Below are 17,483 nucleotides of genomic sequence, written 5' to 3'. Positions count from 1 at the left end.
CGGACAGGCCCCGGACTCCTGCCCGCCCGAGGAGGACAGGCGAACCCCGGTCAGTCGCCGGAGACCGTCCTCTTGGCGATCATCTCTCCGATGGGGAGTGCGGAGGTCGCGGCGGGAGAGGGCGCGTTGAGCACGTGCACGGTACGGCTGGTCTGCTCGATCAGGAAGTCGTGGACCAGGGAGCCGTCTTTGCGGACTGCCTGGGCGCGGATACCCGCCTCCTGCGGAAGGAGGTCACCGACCTGGAGCGAGGGACAGTACTTGCGGCATTCCTGCAGGTAGCCGCGCTTCCAGAGGGAGTTGCGCATCTCGCGTGCACCGGTGGCGACGTTCGTCTTGGCGAGGTGCCAGATCCCCGGGAAGCGGACGAGGTCGACGATGTCCCGGCCGCTCACGCTGAACTTGGGGTAGCCCTCGCGGGCCAGCCCGAGGACGGCGTTGGGGCCGACCGTGACGTGGCCCTCGATGGTGGGGCTGAGATGGACGCCGAGGAAGGGCAGGTCGGGGTCGGGCACGGGGTAGATGAGGTGCCTCACCAGGTCCCTGCGGTGGTCGGGAAGCCGGTAGTACTCGCCGCGGAAGGGCACGATGGCGGTGTCAACGGTGACCCCGGCCAGACGGGCGAGCCGGTCGGCCTGCAAACCGCCGCAGACCACGAGTCGGCGGGCCCTCCAGCTCCGCTCACCCGCGCCGACCACCACGGCGTCGAGGGTCTCCTGGATACGGTCGACCTCGACCGAGGTGCGGATCTCTCCGCCCGCGGCCTCGATCTGTCCGGCCATCGCGGTGGTCACCCGGCTGTAGTCGATGATGCCGGTGGTGCGGACCAGCAGCGCCGCGAGGCCGTTGACGTTGGGTTCGCGCCGCCGCAGTTCGGCCCGGTCCAGCGTCTCGACGTCGATCTTGTTGACCGCGGCGCGCTCGGTGAGGGCCTCCAGCCGTCGGAGTTCGCTCCGGTCGGTGGCCACGAGCAGTTTTCCGCACACGTCGAAGGGGATGCCGTGCTCGGCGGCGAAGTCCTTGGTGGCCTGTGCGCCCCGGCGGCAGAGCTCTGCTTTGAGGCTGCCGGGCTCGTAGTAGATGCCTGCGTGGATGACGCCGCTGTTGTGGCCGGTCTGGTGGGTTCCCAGGCTGGCGCCCTTCTCCAGCAGCAGCAGGCTCGCGCCGGGTCGTTGTTCGAGGATCTTGAGGGCGGTGGCGACGCCGACGATCCCGCCGCCGACCACGGCGTAGTCGTACATCAGTTCCCCGGGAGGGGCGTGTCGAGTAGGAACGGGGCCCCCGCACGGTCACAGATCGAAGCGATCTTGCGCAGGAGGGTCTCGGGGAGTGGGATGCCGCGGTGGCCGCGATGCTCGCGGCTGCGCCGTTCCGGGTCGCCGGCGACCATGACGGGCTTGTCGGGGTCGGTCGGCGGGGTGGCGCGCAGGGTGTCGAGGAGTTCGTCGGCGGCGTCGAGGTAGCCGCCGTCGGGGCGCAGGAAGCCCGGGTCGAGGGCGAGGAAGAAGTGCCCGACGTCCTCTGGCTCCCCGGATGGACGGGTGGCCGCGAGGTCGGCGCCGGACAGGGCCGCGCTGAGGATCTGGACCATGACGGCGAGTCCGTAACCCTTGTGCCCGCCGGTGGCGGTCTGACCGCCGAGCGGGGTGAGCCCGCCCTCCACGCGTTGGTGGATGTAGCTCATCGCTTCGGCGGGGTCGGTCACCTCCCCTCCCCTCTCGTCGACGACCCAGCCGGGGGGCATGAGCTGGTCACGCAGGTCGTAGACCTTGACCTTGTTCGAGGCGACGGTGCTGGTGGACATGTCCAGCAGGAACGGCGGATTGTGCCGCGCGGGGGCGGCGAAGGCGATCGGGTTGGTGGTCAGGCGGGGAACCGCTCCCCCGGTGGGGACGACGTTGACGATCTTGGCCGAGGTGGTGACCAGGCCGATCAGACCGGCTTCGGCGGCCAGGGCGGCGTAGTGGCCGGCGGCGCCGAAGTGGTGGGAGTTGTGCACCGACACCACGCCCACACCGGCGGTCCGGGCCTTGTCGGCCGCGAGGTTCATCGCCATGACGGCGGCGGGGTGGCCGAGGCCTCCGCCGGCGTCGACCAGGGCCATCGCGGCGTTCTCACGCTCGACGCGAGGACGGGCGTCGAGCTTGACGTGTCCGGCGGCGCGCAGCTTCTCGTAGGCCATCAGCATGGAGATGCCGTGGGAGTCGACCCCGGACAGGTCCGTGTGCACCATGACCGCGGAGGTCGTCTCGACCAGGTCGTCGGGCATGCCCCAGGCGGTGAGGACGGCGGAGATCTGGGCGCCGACGGTGCGCGCGTCATAGCGGTTCACCCGCCGTGCCTCCTGTCGTGGGCGCAGGTCGGCAGGGCCGTGGAGGCGGTCGCGGGGCCCCTGTCGGTCCGGTGGCGCGAGGCGCCGCGCACCGACGGGTCCGGGGTCGGTGTGTGCATCATGCTCCTCCGGTCGGAGTCGTTCGCGGGACGGGTGCGGGACGGGGTGGCGAAGGCGGGCGGAGCCTCGGCCGGAACGGCGCAGTGCGCGCTCCGGTGGGCCCGGGGTGTTCCCGCCCCGCCGGGGCCAGGCCCGTGGGCGGGCCTCAGACCTCTTCCTCGCTCCTGTCGTCGGCCTTGGCCGGGGAGAGGTAGCTGCCGATGAACCCCAGGACACCGAAGGTGGCCGCGGCCGCCACCGTGGGCATGAAGAAGGTCTCCGAAGCTCCGCTGACCCAGGCGGGGCGTTGCAGGAGCACCCCCGCCATCTGTCCGATGACGAGCAGCGTCCCCAGGAAGAAGCAGGCGATCAGCCCGAGTTTGAACAGGAACAGGACCAGCGCGAAGGCGCGTTCTCTCACGTGGGTCATGGTCAGCTCCCCAGAACCGGTAGGGCGCCCCAGCCGATGAGGCAGCCGATGAGGAAGATCGGGATCATGTAGTAGACGATCAGCGGGATGAAGGTGCTCTCCGGGCGCGCCCCCGTCAGTCCGGCCGCCACGAAGATCGATCCGGAGGCGGGCGGCGACGCGCCCTCGGTGGAGGCGAACACCAGGATCGCGACGACCGCGAGCAGGGGGTCGGTCCCGACACCGACCAGCGCCAGGAAGGAGATCTGGCCGACCGCCGTCAGCGTCGCGGTGGAGGAGAGCGGACCGGCGACCAGCGTGATCACCAGTCCGACCACCATCACCATCAGGACGCGGTTCACCGGCAGGGCGTCGAGGAGCGCGTTGACGTCCTCGGCCAGGCCCAGGCGGCCGAGGATCTCGCTGGCCGCGATCGCGAAGAACAACAGCGCACCGATGGTCGCGAACCTGGGGAGCGCGCCGTCCAGCAGCCGCGACCAGTCACGGGCGGTCCGGGGCAGTCGGTCGCGGCCGGCGAGGAGGGCGAAGCCGATGATCAGGATCGGGATCCACGTCAGCAGCGAGATGTCCCCCATGGCTCCGCCCACGGGAGTGGACTCGGCGAGGTAGGTCGCGAGCGGCCCGACCGTGACGACGATGGGGATGAGCGCGCCCAGGAAGATCGACAGCGCTCCCGCTCCCTGCCGCAGTGACGTGCGCAGGGGCACCAGTTCCCGTTCGTCGACCTTGGGCACGCCGTCCCGGTGCACGAAGTAGAGGACCAGCGCGACGCGCAGCAGGATCTGGTAGGCCGCCGCCACGATCAGGCCGAGGTAGACCTGGCCGGTGGTGACCATGCCCCCGGTGAAGCCGACCATGATGATCATGGAGGCGCTCGGGGGCACCGCGGCCCCCAGTCCCCCGTTCCCGGCCAGCACGGTGGCGGCCCGGGAGGGGGTCCACCCCGTGCGCACCATCCAGGGTCCGGTGAAGGAGCCGCTTGAGGCCGTGTTGGCGGAGTTGGACCCCGACAGGGCTCCGAAGACCGCCGATCCGACCGTGTCGACGTAGGCGGGTCCGCCGCGGATCCTGCCGAAGACGGAGTTCAGGATGGCCAGGATCTTCTGGATCAGCCCGGTGGTGTCGATCAGGTAGGCCATGAACACGAAGGCCAGGGCCGCGTAGAGGACGTCGTGGGTGAGCGCGTCGGTCAAGCCTCCGAGCAGGTAGGCGGGCGCCTGCGATCCCGCGAAGAGCGCGGTGGTGATCAGCCCGAGCAGCATGGCCTCACCCATGTTGCGCTTGAGCACGACGTTCCAGACGATGATCACCGTGATGAAGGCTGCGAGGGCTAGGAGTGCGATGGGCATGGGTTGACCTTCGGGCGGGGGGCGGTACGGGCGGGGGGCCGTCCGGCGTGTCGACGAACGGAGCTGGGAGCCGTGCGGGGGAGGCCGTCCGGTGCGGTGGGGGCCATCAGCGTTCCCCCCTGATGGCGGTACGGCGGCGCTCCTCGTCGGCGACGACCTCTTCGGCCGCCCGCAGGGTCTGCTCGGCCTCCAGCCGGGGGACGATGAACACGCCGTCGTCGTCGGCGACGACGACGTCACCGCTCTGGCAGACCGCTCCGCCCACCGCGATGGTGCGCCCGATGTGACCGGGTCCGTCCTTGTAGGGGCCCGCCGGGGACACTCCCGCGGCCCAGACCGGGAAGCCGAGTGCTCGGATCTCCTCGGTGTCGCGGACCGCCCCGTCGACCACCATGCCGCGAACACCCCTGTTGATGGCGCGTTCGACGATGAGCTCGCCGAGCAGCGCGCGAGAGGTGTCGCCGCCGCCGTCCACGACCAGGACGTCGCCCTCCTCGGCGACGGCCAGCGCCTGGTGCAGGGCGCGGTTGTCGCCGGGACGGGTGGTCACGGTGAGCGCGCGGCCGGTGAGGCGGGCCCCGGGCCAGACGGAGCGGATGCGTGAGGAGACGAAGCCGAGCCGGTCGCGTCCGTCGCCGATGGCCGCGGTGGGGACCCCGGCGAAGGCGTCGATGATCCGGCGGCTGTCCTCGCTGGCGGCCCGTGCCAGGGCCAGGTGGCGGTCGGCCGCTCCGCGGCTGACGGGTGCGGCCACGCCGATCCCGTCGAGAAGGTCGATGCTGGCCTGGAGTTCACCCGCCCGCCGGAGGGCGTGGACACGGGTGCCGTTGTCGAGGCGCTCCAGTCCCTGGAGCCCGTCGGCGAGCGCGTCCGCGACCTGGGTGCGCATCCAGTCCTCCTCTCCCGCCGCCCTGCCGGCGTCCACCGCCTCGGTGATGAGTGCGCCCAAGCCCTTCATGAAGACGCTGCGCAGCAGTTTCCGCCGTGAGGCCTCGCCCACCTGTCCGCCGATGGCCTCGGCGTCGGAGCCGACGGCGCCGAGCAGCCGGGCGGCGTCAGCGGAGGGCGGGCCCGAGAGCAGCACGTTGGCACCCGCCCCGAACCGGAGCACCGAACCGATGATCGCACCGTCCACGACCTGCGCGGACGCGCCGATGACGCGAGCGACCCCGGCCTTCGTCTCGGGCGCGGCGGCGTTCATGTCCACGTAGACCGTGTCCGGCCGCAGGCCGGGCAGCGCGGCCTCGGCCGCGGCGACGGCGTGGGCCCCCGTGACCAGACTCAGCACCAGGTCGGCTCCGGCCACGGCCTCCCGCTCCGAGGAGGCGCGGGTCGCGCCCCGCGGGGTGGGGGTCCCGGTCTGCGGGTCGAAGCCCACGGTGGTCCAGCCGGCGTCCGCGAAGGCTGTGGCGTAGACGGCACCGGCTTCTCCGAGCCCGAGCACTCCTACCTGCATTTTCACACTCGCTATCACTAGATGATAAACTTTATTGCTAGGTGGAAGACAGTGTGACCTGCACCGCCATGTGATGTCAACCTCCTGGAGACCGGTCCGATACGTTGGGACGGCCGGTGGGCCACCGGAACACCGCAGCGGCAGATGAAGGCGAAGAGTGGCGAACACAGCGGGAAACGGAAACCAGGGGCGCACGCTCGACCGGACCCTGGACGTCCTGGAGTGCCTGGAACGGGCGCGTGGACCCATGCGGCTCAGCGACGTGGCCCGTGAGAGCGGCCTGCACGTGGCCACGGCCCAGCGCATCATCAACCACCTGGTGCGGCGGGGCTACGTGCAACAGCACCGGCTGGGCTACTCCTTGGGCCCGGTGGTCCTGTCCCTGGCACACGCCTTCGTGGTCAACGACCACCTGAGCACCGTGGCGACACCCATCCTCACCGAACTGTCGGCCACCACCGGCCTGACCTCGTCGGTCTTCGTCCAGTCGGGCCGGGAGCGCATCCTGGTCGCGCGTGTGGACGGCGCCGAACCGATGCGCTACCAGTTCCCCATCGGACGCCGCGCCCCCCTCGACGTCGGCGGCGGGAAGGTCCTGCTCAGCGCGTGGGACGACGAGGAGCTCGACCGCCACCTCTCCGGGTACGAGGGGATCCGGCTGGCCTCAGGCCGAGACCAGGGAGCCGACGATCTGAAAAGGGAGATCCAGCGCATCCGGGAGCTCGGTTACCACTTCGCCGACTCCGAACGGGAACTCGGCGCCCTCAGCCTGACGCACCGGGTCCACGACTCGGAGGGGGCCATCGTGGCCGCCCTCAATCTCGTCACGACCTCCGAGAAGACCAGTGTCGACGAGCTCCTGTCCCTGCTCCCGGAGCTGTCGAGGGGGGCCGGCGCGATCGGCGCCAGGATCTGACCGGGCTGTGGCCGTCCGGTCCGAGGCCGAACTCCGGTACGGGCGAGGCGCTTCGTCGCGGGCGCGGCGGAGGCTCTGGCATGCGACGGCCGGACGCGGCCTCTTCACCGATCACCCGCGGTGCGGCCCACCGCACCCGAGAGACCGGAGCGGAGGCGCACCCGGCCGCGGTCGCCGGGCGCACCCCCGCTCGGATGCACTCCGCGGGCGCTCCACCACGCCCGGGGATCAGCAGCTCAGGTTCGACCCGGTGGTGGTACCGAGGATCTGGGTGAACTGCGTGAACTTGTTGATGCGGCTCTGGACCTGGGCAGGGTTGCCGCCGTCGCACTCGTGGGCGCCGTTGATCGAACGGATGGTCTCGCCGAAACCGTGGCCGTTGACGATGGCGTTGTGCGACGTGATCGTGCCGGGGCCGGTCTGGGTGTTCCAGTACCAGAGGCCGGTCCGCCAGGCGACCGAGGCGTTCTGCTCGACCAGGTAGGGGTTGTTCAGCAGGTCGATGCCGAGGGCGTCGCCAGCGGCCTTGTAGTTGTAGTTCCAGCTGAGCTGGATCGGACCGCGTCCGTAGTAGGCGGCCTGACCGGCCGGGCAGCCGAAGGGCTGGTTCCAGTCGCAGTAGTGCGGGTAGTTGGCCTCGTTGGTCTCCCTGATGTGCACCAGCCCGCCGGTCTCGTGGCTGACGTTGGCGAGGAAGGCGGCCGCCTCCCGCCTCCTCACCTCGGTGCTGCCGGTGTTGGCGAAGGCCGGGTAGGAGCTGAGGGCGGCGGTGAGGCCGCTGTAGGTGTAGAAGGGGTTCCGGTTCGGGAACATCTGGTCGAACTGGGCCTCAGAGACGACGAACCCGGTGGGGTTGGGCTCCCCACCGCCTCCGTCGTCGCCGCAGGCTCCCTGGTCGGTCCACACGTCCGAGGTGCCGGGACGCTCGTTCTGCGTCCACCACTTGGCGGTGTAGTTGCGGCCGTTGTAGGAGACCTGCCCGCCGCCGGTGTAGACGGCGGAGGCGCTCCAGGCCGCCGCGCAGGTGGCGGCCTGCGCGACGGTCGCGGGGAGGACGATGAGCACAGCCGCGAGCGCGCCGAGCGCGGCCAACTGACTCAGGAGACGTCGGATCACGTGATCACACTCCTAGGGTGCGGCGCGACGTCCGACCGCGCGCCGCCGGGGGTGCCGTCACCTAAACAAGGGTGGTCTAGACCTGTCAAGACCAGTACGACGGATCGTGAGCACAAGGTGACGGAAGGGCCCGGAACGGCGGACCGGCACCGGGCTTCGGGCTTCGGCTCCGGGCCGCCGAGAGTCCGTCCTCACACAACGAACGCACGGCGGGCACCTTGGGCACCCCACACCCCACAGGTTTCGAAGAGCGCTGACGGAAACGCTGACAGCGGCACCGGCCACCACTGTCAGCGCCCCGCACGCCTGCCCACGGCGGTTTCCCTGGCCCCGGCCTGACGCCCTCCGCACGCCTGGGCTCAGGCGCAGCGCTCCATGGCCTGGAGGATTTGAGCCCCTCGTCTACCGCTGACACGACGATAACCCAGAGGGCTCCATTCACCTGCGGAAAGGCTCGCGAACTTTCGGATGGAACCCGTGAAGCGACAACTTCCAGGGAGTCCAACGCCACGGGCTGTCCTCCTTCTCCAGTACCGACTCCGCGGATCCTGTGGGCAGCCCTTCGGACACGAAGAACGGCCCTGGCACACACCAGGGCCGCTCCGTCGAAACAGCTCACGCCCTCCGCCTGGACCCGCCCAACGGGACCGCCTCGGCCAGCCCGCCCTTCCTCGCGCGTTCAGGGATGGACACCACGCGGTATCCGGCCTGCCCGAACCACCTGCCGCACGAGAAGTGCTCTCCCTCCCGCCGCGGCCGCGTCCCGAGCGCCTCGGCCAGGCGCACGACCTGGTCCTGTTGGTGACCGTCGCATCCCTCGGGGAAGTAGGTGATCTCCACCCGGGTCATCTCCCCCACCGGCAGCTGCGGGTGGGCTTCCAGGTAGGCCACCAGCGCCCGCAGGTCGGCCAGCAGCGTCTGACGCTCCCGCTGGCCCGCCACCGGCACCACGGGCTCCTTCACCCGGCGGCACCGGCCCCGGCCCTGATCCACCTTCGCCGAGCACCAGCGCTCCCCGCCCCGGCACCAGCCGTTGTCCTCGTCCCACGCCCACATGGGCACGCCCCTTCCTCGGATGAAGTCCCCTTCACCCTCCAAAGAAGCCACCCCCACCCACCGGATTGGACACCCCAGCAGCAGGAACCTCTCGCCCTGGCCCTCCCCCACCCAGGCAAACGAGTAGCAAGACGCTATGAGTCGGGGCATCGGAACGAACATGCTGGACCCGCTCTGACCTGCCCTGTCAGCGCCCTTCACCCTGTTCGCACGCTTAGCCGAACACCCTGACGAACAGGCTCGACCAAGAAAGCAGGCGAATTCCGTATCGCCGGTTGACCTCCGTGTGCGCGGAACTCGGTCGGTGGGGTTGTTCGCTGTTGCGGGCCAGCACGTTGTTGACGGTCGCCAACGATCCGATGAGCGTTTCCCGTAACCGTGGGCGACCACTCCGGGTGCTCTTTTAGACGTTGGGCTTCAGCGACTGCTGGCCAACGCCGGTCAGCAGTGTGTCCACTACGAGCGTTGCCAGTTCATCCACCTCTCGGGCGTCGGTGGGCTGGGTCTGTGCGGCTTCGTGGATCAGCGCGTAGTACGTGCGCCGAGCCCATGTCAGGTCGGTGTCGGGCCGTATGGCGCCTGTGTGCTGCAGCCGCCGGAAGAGGCGGTCGCACTGGTCGAGCACGTCCGCATGTACGCGTGCAGCCTCGGAGTCCTCAGGCTTGATGGCGTTCATGGCGAACCCCCAGCCGATCTTGACCCGGAGCACATTTGCGGTCACCTGATACAGCGCGACCAGCGGCGGAGCGGTCTCGGGCCGGGCGCTGGTGACGGCGTCGTGGAACTGCTGAGTGGCCCAGGCTGTCATGGCATCGACGAGGGCCTCGCGGCTGGTGAACCGGCGATGCACGGTCGTCCGAGCGACGCCCGCAGCCTCCGCGATCTGTTCCATGGTGGCTGCGGGATTGGCGCTCAGCACGCGTTCCGCGGCCTCGAGGATCGCCTTCGCTGTCCGCTCGGCGTCTGCGCGCATAGGCCGTACTCGCCTCTCCTGCTCCATGTGACCTCCTCCTCATGCTCCCTCCAGGCTACGTGACAGTCGCCACTCCCACGCAACTTGCAACATCACTGTCGCAGCTCTTAGCTTAGTCGCATCACTGATGATGCAATTGAACTTGGAGGCCTCATGGATCTGCAGATGGACGGCAAGGTCGCTGTCGTGACCGGCGCAAGCCGAGGAATCGGGTTGGCCACGGTTTCGGCCTTGATCGGCGAAGGAATGCGGGTGCTGGCAGCAGCACGGACGATCACACCCGAGCTCCAGGCCACGGGGGCGCTCAGTGTGTCCGTCGACCTGTCCACTCCCGACGGCCCTGCTCAGCTCATCGAACGGGCGGAGGCAGAGCTCGGGCGGCTCGATGTGCTGGTCAACAACGTCGGGGGCGGTGACGGCGGTGGCCAGACCGGCGGCTTCCTCGCCTTCACCGATCAGCAGTGGAGCAGCGCGTTCGACTTGAACTTCCTGGCGGCAGTCCGCACCACGCGGGCCGCACTGCCGCATCTTCTGGAAAGCCGCGGCGCGATCGTCAATATCTCATCCAACGGTGCCCGAACCCCGCATGCCGGCCCGATCACCTACACCACCGCCAAGGCTGCGCTTACCGCCTTCGGGAAGGCAGTAGCGGAAGAGTTCGGCCCGCAAGGAGTGCGCATCAACACAGTCTCGCCTGGCCCTGTCCGGACTCACATGTGGGAATCCTCGGACGGCTATGGAGCTGAGCTCGCCGAGTCCCTGGGCCTGAGTCGGGAGCAACTGATGAACAACCTCCCCGCGGCCATGGGGATGGTCACCGGCAGGCTCGTGAAGCCTGCGGAGGTCGCTGACCTTGTTGCGTACCTCGCTTCACCGCTCGCAGGCAGCACCACTGGGGCGGACCACATCATCGACGGGGGCGCGATCAAGTCTGTGTGACGCGCCAACGTCCTTCATCTAGCCGTCCGCCCGACGCTGTGCGAGCCGGTGATGCGCAGGCATGACCAGCGCATACCTGCGCATCACCGGCGAGCCTCGCTGTTCGCACCCGGTCATGGACAGCCTCGTTTCTAGCCGCCGCCGACATCCGCGCCTTCTTTACCGCCTACCGCTGACCCGCCGAAATCCCCAGCCCCGACCAACCCCTTTCCGTCACGGCAGGCCGCCGTCGACTTCCTCGGCGGCGGGGCAGTCGGCGAAGGCTGGGCAGCCGGGCTGGAGGAGCGTGACGGCGGCTGATGGCCGCGTTTCGACCGCGACGTCATGGTCGACTCACTGGCCGAGAACGCCCGGCGCTCCTTCTGGGACGAGTGGACGAAGATCGCATGCCCGACCCTGGTCGTCCTCGGCCGGTCCGGCATCACCCCCCGCGGGAGATCGACGACATGTTCCGCCTGCGACCGGATACGACAGCCGTGAGCATCCCCGGCACAGGACACGACGTCCACCTCGAACGAACCGACACGCTGCGACGGATAATCCAGGAATTCCTCCGCGACATTCCCGAGCACCCCGCCCACAGGCGCGCCTGACCCGGAGACGCCGTGCCCGCGCCGAAGTGTCGGCGCATGACCGCCTGGCGAGGCTTCGTCGTCGGCTATCGCCCCTGATCAGCCGAGGTCACCCGCCTTCGGGTCCACGCTGGGGGCCCGAACGCCGCGACCACCGTGACAGTCGGACAGCGTTGTCGTGATCGGACGGCGTTGTCGTGATCGGACCCCGTAGGGTTGCTCCGCATGACCGAGATCGAGATCACCGCGGGTCTCATCCGCGCCCTGCTGCGGGACCAGCACCCGGACCTGGCCGAACTGCCCCTGCGCGAGGTGGAGGGCGGCTGGGGCAACCAGATGTGGCGCCTCGGGGACGAGCTTGCCGTGCGGATCCAGCGCATGGACACCGACCCCGTCCCCCAGCTCAAGGAGCGCCGGTGGCTGCCGCTGCTCGCCCCGCACCTGCCGCTGCCCGTCCCCGTCCCGGTACGCGATGGTGCCCCCTCCGAGCGATTCCCCAAGATGTGGACGGTCATGACGTGGGTGCCGGGCCTGCCGCTGGACCGCGGGGCGATCACCCGCGGAGAGCACGCGGCCCACACCCTGGCGGCCTTCCTCCGGGCGCTGCACGTGCCAGCGCCCGCCGACGCACCGGTCGACACGGGCCGGGGCGCACATCCCAAGGACTGCGCGGACGGCTTCGACCAGTTCTTCGACTCCCTCGACGCTGACGCGATCGGCGCCGACGCCGCCAACGTCCGGGCCGTGTGGGACGACGCCGTCGCGGCCCCCGCGTGGGAGGGTCCGCCGGTGTGGGTGCACGGCGACCTGCATCCCGCGAACGTCGTCGTCGCGGACGGGACGCTGGCGGGTGTCGTCGACTTCGGCGACCTGTTCGTCGGCGACCCGGCCTCGGACCTGGCGGCCGCCTGGGTACTGCTGCCGATGGGCGCAGCCGCACGCTTCTTCGCCGCCTACGCGGAGGCTGACGAGGCGACGATCCGACGCGCCCGTGGACTGGCCGCGCTCAAGAGCCTCTTCCTGATGCTGATGGGCCAGAACGGGAACCGCGGCCTGCCCGGCGGCAAGCCAGCGTGGGGCCCGGCGGGACGGGCGGCACTCGACCGGATCCTGAGCGAGCCTCTGACCCGGGTCCACGAGTAGACCGGCGGCGCACTTCGACGGCCCTGGCCGCGGCCGGGCTGTCCACACACGCCGTCGCACGTGCGTGGGGCTCACCACCCGGCACGGAACACCGCCGGTACCGAGCGGCCCCGAGGGCCGCCGCCCACAGTTCCCAACAGGTACGAAAACCATTATGATACCCAGCGTGACTATTCAGATCCCCTCAGCGCTTACCAGGGTGTGGACACAGGCGGACCCCCTCGCTGGAAACGTTTCACGGGTGCGAGTGCGCACTCCTGCGGTCACCGCGGAGGAACAGCGATGAGCGGGTACATGGGGACGGGTCCCCTGCTGGTCGCGGAGCGGGGCGCCGACGCCGGCCTGGCGCGCGCCTTCGAGGTCTGCCGCAGGATCCACACGGGTGCGGACCACTTCTCTCCGCGGGTCGTCGATCTGCTGCCCGCCCACAAGCGCCCCTACGCGCACGCACTGGTCGCCTTCGGGATATGGGCCGATCGGCTGGCCGACGAGGGGGAGGTATCCGAGCGCGGGCCGGCCCTGGCCCGGTTCCGCGCCGAGACCCTGGCCGCGCTGGCCGACGGACCCGGCGCGCCCGTCCGCCTGCCGCCGGTCCAGCGCGCCATGGCCCACACGGTGCGGGCGTGGGACATGCCCGCGCCGGTGCTGGAGGAGCTCCTCACCACGCTCGAACAGGACAGCCGCCGAACGCCCGGCTTTCCCGGCTTCGCCGACCTGCGCGGCTATCTGCGCGGTATGAGCGGCACCGTCGCGGAGCTGCTCGGCACCGTCTTGGAGCCGGTCCGGGAGGACACCCCGGAACTCATGTCGCTGCTGGGCGAGGTCCTCCAGTACATCGATATCCTCACCGACCTGCCCGAGGACCTCGAACAGGGCCGCTGCTACCTGCCCCGCCAGGACCTGGAGCGGTTCGGCCTGGACGCGGACGGCCTGAACGGCGCGCTCGGCACGGACGCCTGTCGGGAACTGATCGCCCTGCAGGTGCGACGGGCACGCGGACTGCTGGACCGGGGGCAGGAGGTGGTCGATGCCGTGCACCCTTCCAGCCGCCCCTTCCTCGCCTCCTTGCTGGCCGGGCTGCGAACGGGCCTGGACGAGTGCGAGTACCTTCCGGCGAACCGGCCGGACGCTCCGCCGCGAACAGCCGTTCCCGCCCGGTTGTCGCAAACCCGGGAGACACCCGCCGAAGTCCTGCCCGTCGACTCCGTGCCGCGGCAACAGCGGTCGCCCGTCCCGTCCCCGGACTCCGAGGACCCTCCCGCCGCGGTCCCCGAGCACGTGGCCGTGATCATGGACGGTAACCGGCGGTGGGCCTTAGCACTCGGACTGGCCGCGGTGGAAGGGCACATGGCCGGAGAGGAGGCGATGTACCGTCTGGTGGACGCCGCCGGGGACCTGGGCATCAAGTACGTGACCACCTTCGCCTTCTCCACTGAGAACTGGTCGCGCTCTCCCGAGGAAGTGTCCTCCTTGTTCAGGATGTTCGCCCGGCGCGTCACGGGGATCACCGGGCGCCTGCACGCACGGGGCGTCCGGATACGCTGGTACGGCCGCCGCACCAGGATCGAGGCGGCGCTCCGCGAACGGCTGGAGTGGGCCGAGGAGCTCACGTCGGGCAACAGCGGGGTGACGTTCACGTGCTGCCTGGACTACGGAGGCCGCCAGGAGATGGTGGACGCGCTCAAGCGCACGGCGGCCGAGGCGCTCTCGGGGCGGCTGGACCCGACGCGCATGACGGAGTCCGACCTCGCCGGGTACCTCTACGATCCCACTCTGCCCGACGTGGACCTCCTGATCAGGACCGCCGGCGAGCAGCGCACCAGCAACTTCCTGCCCTGGCACACCGCCTACGCCGAGATCGTCTTCGAGGACGCTCTCTGGCCCGACTTCGACCGCTCCCACCTGGTGCGTGCCGTGAACGCCTACGCGGAACGGCGCAGGAGCTTCGGCGGCACCCTGAACGAGAAGAGCGCCTGACGCTGCACGTGGCGGACGCGCACAAGGCCTTCGGGACGAGGCGCGTGTCCTGCGCGGGGTGAGCCTGCGGGCCGCGCCCGGAGAACTGGTGGGGGTCGTCGGCGGGAACGGAGCGGGCAGGGGCGAGCCACCCGGAATCTGAGGGGTCCTGTCCGGATCACTCCCCCGGGGCGGAGGCGAGGTGGTCGTCCTGGGGGCCGTCCCCACGTACGCGGGGCTCACTCCACCGGCCACCCCGCAGGCGCACACCGGGCAAGCCGCACGGCGACAAGGGATACGACTACGCCCACCTGCGTCGACGTCTCCACCAGCGGGGGATCGTCCACCGCCCGGCCCGCTAGGGAGTGGAGTCCTCACAGCGGTTGGGACGGCACCGGTGGCGGGTCGAGCGCCCCATGGCCGGGCCGGCCGGATGTCGCCGCCCGCACCGCCGCTACGAGCGCGAAGCCGACCGCTTCCGGGCCTTCGCCGGCATCGCCCGCACGCTGATCCGCTACCGCCGGATCACCAGATGAGGCGGGCTCGTCGTCGGCGCGAGGGCGGCCGATCTTCGGCGCCGGCGGCAGCAGGGCTGGACGATCTCCCAGAGCTCATCGGGCAGCACACCGTTCACAGCACGTGACCACGCCGGGCTTAGCGCCGCGTCGCGGGGCCTGGGACGAGCTCTGGGCGGGTTTCAGCTGTGCGCGTCGTACTGGTCGCGGTTGGCCTGGACGGCGTCCATGTTCCCCTGTGCCCAGGTTCTGAGCTGGCGCGTGGTCTGGTGGAGCGAGAGGCCGAGGTCGGTCAACGCGTAGTCGACCGTGACCGGGACGGTGGGGGTGACAGTGCGGGTGATCAACCCGTCCCGCTCCAACGAGCGGAGGGTTTGGGTGAGCATCTTCTGGCTGACCCCCGCGATGAGGCGGGACAGCTCCGAGTACCGAAGGGACCCGGGCTCTCCGTCGCCGCCGGGGCTGTCGCCGCCGAGGGCACACAGGATCAGCACGACCCACTTGTCGGAGAGCCGATCCAGGAGCTGACGGCTCGGACACACGGCGAGGAACGCATTGTAGGCGTTCTTGTCCTGGTCCCGTCTTTGGGCTGCGGTCGTTGTCGCCACGACGATCATCCTTCACGCGGGGAGGTAACGCACTTTGAGGTGCGTACTTCCTAGAAGAGAGTTGCTCTCCAATACTGATGCATGCGGGTGTGAGGCACCACCCCCGACTGCAGACACCGGAAAGGCACAACGAGATGACCACGACCCCGACCACGCTCCCCGGCGGCACCTGGAACCTCGGCGACCGCACCGTCACCCGGTTCGGGTACGGGGCGATGCAGCTCGCCGGCCCCTGGGTGATGGGTCCTCCCGCCGATCACGACGGTGCGATCGCGGTGCTGCGCGACGCCGTCGAGCAGGGGATCACCCATATCGACACCAGCGGCGCTTACGGCCCGCACGTCACCAACGAGCTGATCCGTGAGGCGCTGCACCCCTACCCGGACTCGGTGCTGATCTCGACCAAGGTCGGAGCGAACCGCGACGCGGAGGGCGGGTGGCCCACCGCACGCACTCCCGATGACCTGCGCAAGCAGGTACGAGAGAACCTCGAATCCCTCGGCGTAGAGACCCTCGACCTGGTGAACATGCGTATGGGGGACGCGACGGGGCCGCAGCCCGGCTCGATCACCGAAGCCATGGAGACCCTTGTCGAACTCCAGCAGCAAGGACTGATCCGTCAGCTCGGGGTCAGCAACGTCACCACCGAGCAGGTCGCCGAAGCCCGCAAGGTCGCGCCGATCGTGTGTGTGCAGAACATGTACAACCTCGCCAACCGGGGGGACGACCCGCTGATCGACGACCTCGCCGCCGACGGTATCGCCTACGTCCCGTTCTTCCCCCTCGGAGGGTTCACACCTCTGCAGGCAGACGCCCTGTCGAACGTCGCCGCGCGGCTGGACACCAAGCCGATGGCCATCGCTCTCGCGTGGCTGTTGCAGCGTTCGGAGAACGTCCTCCTCATCCCGGGCACCTCCAAGGTGGCGCACCTGCGCGAGAACATCGCCGGTGCAGCCCTCTCGCTCTCAGAAAAGGACGTCATCGAGCTGGACAGCATCGGCCGCTGACGATGCGAACGGCGGGCAGCATCATGCAGCCCGCCGTTCCGGCACAGCGCTCCCGGGCAGAAGCACTATTCGCCAGCTGGAATGCAGGTACGTCTTCGTGGAGAACGTGGAAGCCCTGCGCTGGCGAGAGCGAGAGCGAGGGCGAGGGCTACACCGAGTACTCAGCGTCCTGGCCCAAGACGGGTACGACGCGCGATGGACATGCCTACACGCCAGTGGCGTCGGTGCTTCCCATCGCGGAGTAGGGATCTTCCTCCCCGCCGAACCTGTTGCGCGCACGTACTCCTCGGTCTAGTACGGGATGGCGGCCCATTCCCGCGTGCGCGGGGCTCACCTCAACATCTCTGTGGCCACCTCCCCGTGCGCCGGTCCATCCCCACGTGCGTGGGGCTCACGTGGTGGACATGCCGCGAGCGCAGGACACCGCCGGTCCATCCCCACGTGCGTGGGGCTCACAACTGGTTGCGCTGCCAGATGTCCCACACGGCCGGTCCATCCCCACGTGCGTGGGGCTCACGACGCGCTGTACGCGGGCGTGGCCGTGCGCACCGGTCCATCCCCACGTGCGTGGGGCTCACACCCGCTCTACCGGAGCGGTGAGAGCGAACTTCGGTCCATCCCCACGTGCGTGGGGCTCACACACACTCGCCGCCCTGAGAGGAGTACGACGACGGTCCATCCCCACGTGCGTGGGGCTCACCTGTTCTCTCTGTTCGAGGAACACTCTCCGGCCGGTCCATCCCCACGTGCGTGGGGCTCACAAGGCCGCCGCCCGGGAGTTCATGACCAAGCTCGGTCCATCCCCACGTGCGTGGGGCTCACGGAGCAGGGGCCTGGGACTCGGCAGGGGTCTGCGGTCCATCCCCACGTGCGTGGGGCTCACATGGGGGCGGTGAACCCGATCTCCTCGTCCCCCGGTCCATCCCCACGTGCGTGGGGCTCACAGACCAACGACAAGGCGAAGGTCGTGATCCCGCGGTCCATCCCCACGTGCGTGGGGCTCACGGGCGGGGTAG

General features: G+C 69.9%; 16 protein-coding genes, 1 pseudogene and 1 CRISPR repeat array (1 of these 18 only partly in view). Of the genes and pseudogenes, 7 read left to right on the top strand and 10 right to left on the bottom strand.

Going from position 1 to position 17,483, the window contains the following annotated elements; genetic code table 11:
- Positions 1-50 precede the first annotated feature (50 nt).
- The 6 genes from lhgO to HGB44_RS27905 form a co-directional block, all read right to left on the bottom strand.
- On the bottom strand, positions 51-1,241 hold the full coding sequence (lhgO, locus tag HGB44_RS27925) for an L-2-hydroxyglutarate oxidase (RefSeq protein ID WP_210752259.1): 1,191 nt from the start codon (positions 1,239-1,241) through the stop codon (positions 51-53).
- Positions 1,241-2,332: an Ldh family oxidoreductase gene (locus tag HGB44_RS27920; RefSeq protein WP_061082991.1), complete on the bottom strand. Its 1,092-nt coding sequence runs from the start codon at positions 2,330-2,332 to the stop codon at positions 1,241-1,243. The genes lhgO and HGB44_RS27920 overlap by 1 nt, the downstream gene beginning before the upstream one ends.
- Complete coding sequence (locus HGB44_RS32575) at positions 2,329-2,451, bottom strand: hypothetical protein (RefSeq protein ID WP_267909150.1); 123 nt, start codon at positions 2,449-2,451, stop codon at positions 2,329-2,331. The genes HGB44_RS27920 and HGB44_RS32575 overlap by 4 nt, the downstream gene beginning before the upstream one ends.
- A gap of 146 nt (positions 2,452-2,597) precedes the next feature.
- Positions 2,598-2,861 (bottom strand): hypothetical protein, encoded by a 264-nt coding sequence (locus tag HGB44_RS27915; RefSeq protein ID WP_061082990.1) that lies wholly within the window; start codon positions 2,859-2,861, stop codon positions 2,598-2,600.
- Between the two features lie 2 nt (positions 2,862-2,863).
- Positions 2,864-4,210: a TRAP transporter large permease subunit gene (locus tag HGB44_RS27910; protein ID WP_061082989.1), complete on the bottom strand. Its 1,347-nt coding sequence runs from the start codon at positions 4,208-4,210 to the stop codon at positions 2,864-2,866.
- Positions 4,211-4,316: 106 nt separating this feature from the next.
- Positions 4,317-5,666 carry an RraA family protein gene (locus tag HGB44_RS27905; RefSeq protein ID WP_061082988.1) on the bottom strand — a complete coding sequence of 450 codons (1,350 nt, stop codon included), beginning with the start codon at positions 5,664-5,666 and terminating at the stop codon, positions 4,317-4,319.
- A gap of 157 nt (positions 5,667-5,823) precedes the next feature.
- Between HGB44_RS27905 and HGB44_RS32760 the strand changes: the two genes are divergently transcribed.
- The gene (locus HGB44_RS32760) at positions 5,824-6,582 is read left to right on the top strand and encodes an IclR family transcriptional regulator (RefSeq protein WP_061082987.1); all 759 of its coding nucleotides are present in this window, start codon (positions 5,824-5,826) and stop codon (positions 6,580-6,582) included.
- Between the two features lie 228 nt (positions 6,583-6,810).
- Here the strand turns inward: HGB44_RS32760 and HGB44_RS27895 are convergent, their stop codons facing one another.
- The 3 genes from HGB44_RS27895 to HGB44_RS27885 all read right to left on the bottom strand — a co-directional run bounded on the left by HGB44_RS27895 (position 6,811) and on the right by HGB44_RS27885 (position 9,754).
- Positions 6,811-7,698 carry a glycoside hydrolase family 19 protein gene (locus HGB44_RS27895; RefSeq protein WP_061082986.1) on the bottom strand — a complete coding sequence of 296 codons (888 nt, stop codon included), beginning with the start codon at positions 7,696-7,698 and terminating at the stop codon, positions 6,811-6,813.
- A 615-nt stretch (positions 7,699-8,313) separates the two neighbouring features.
- Positions 8,314-8,754 carry a hypothetical protein gene (locus HGB44_RS27890; RefSeq protein ID WP_082768588.1) on the bottom strand — a complete coding sequence of 147 codons (441 nt, stop codon included), beginning with the start codon at positions 8,752-8,754 and terminating at the stop codon, positions 8,314-8,316.
- A 403-nt stretch (positions 8,755-9,157) separates the two neighbouring features.
- Entirely contained in the window at positions 9,158-9,754 is a 597-nt protein-coding gene (locus HGB44_RS27885) for a TetR/AcrR family transcriptional regulator (RefSeq protein ID WP_013152366.1), read from the bottom strand.
- A gap of 126 nt (positions 9,755-9,880) precedes the next feature.
- On the opposite strand from HGB44_RS27885, the gene HGB44_RS27880 reads away from it, so the two are divergent.
- From HGB44_RS27880 to HGB44_RS27860, 5 genes and pseudogenes are all read left to right on the top strand, one after another.
- Positions 9,881-10,666 (top strand): SDR family oxidoreductase, encoded by a 786-nt coding sequence (locus HGB44_RS27880; RefSeq protein ID WP_013152365.1) that lies wholly within the window; start codon positions 9,881-9,883, stop codon positions 10,664-10,666.
- A 324-nt stretch (positions 10,667-10,990) separates the two neighbouring features.
- A complete protein-coding gene (locus tag HGB44_RS31655; RefSeq protein WP_210745680.1) occupies positions 10,991-11,146 on the top strand; it encodes a hypothetical protein in 156 nt (51 codons plus the stop codon).
- Between the two features lie 317 nt (positions 11,147-11,463).
- Positions 11,464-12,381, top strand: coding sequence for a phosphotransferase (locus HGB44_RS27870; RefSeq protein ID WP_061083083.1), 918 nt, complete (start codon positions 11,464-11,466; stop codon positions 12,379-12,381).
- A gap of 282 nt (positions 12,382-12,663) precedes the next feature.
- The gene (uppS, locus tag HGB44_RS27865) at positions 12,664-14,358 is read left to right on the top strand and encodes a polyprenyl diphosphate synthase (RefSeq protein ID WP_061083082.1); all 1,695 of its coding nucleotides are present in this window, start codon (positions 12,664-12,666) and stop codon (positions 14,356-14,358) included.
- Positions 14,359-14,585: 227 nt separating this feature from the next.
- Positions 14,586-14,873, top strand: a pseudogene (locus tag HGB44_RS27860) (IS5/IS1182 family transposase); the annotation flags it as partial.
- 161 nt (positions 14,874-15,034) lie between these two features.
- On the opposite strand, the gene HGB44_RS27855 reads toward HGB44_RS27860, so the two are convergent.
- Entirely contained in the window at positions 15,035-15,469 is a 435-nt protein-coding gene (locus tag HGB44_RS27855; RefSeq protein ID WP_210752258.1) for a winged helix-turn-helix transcriptional regulator, read from the bottom strand.
- 125 nt (positions 15,470-15,594) lie between these two features.
- Between HGB44_RS27855 and HGB44_RS27850 the strand changes: the two genes are divergently transcribed.
- Positions 15,595-16,467, top strand: coding sequence for an aldo/keto reductase family oxidoreductase (locus tag HGB44_RS27850; RefSeq protein WP_061083081.1), 873 nt, complete (start codon positions 15,595-15,597; stop codon positions 16,465-16,467).
- A gap of 305 nt (positions 16,468-16,772) precedes the next feature.
- Positions 16,773-17,483: a CRISPR direct-repeat array (repeat unit 29 nt; unit sequence CGGTCCATCCCCACGTGCGTGGGGCTCAC); it runs 293 nt beyond the window's last position.

Source organism: Nocardiopsis alborubida (genome assembly GCF_012396365.1).
In the GTDB taxonomy this organism is placed as follows: domain Bacteria; phylum Actinomycetota; class Actinomycetes; order Streptosporangiales; family Streptosporangiaceae; genus Nocardiopsis; species Nocardiopsis alborubida.
Note: the sequence above shows the minus strand (reverse complement) of the source record. Positions and strands in the feature narration are given on the sequence as shown.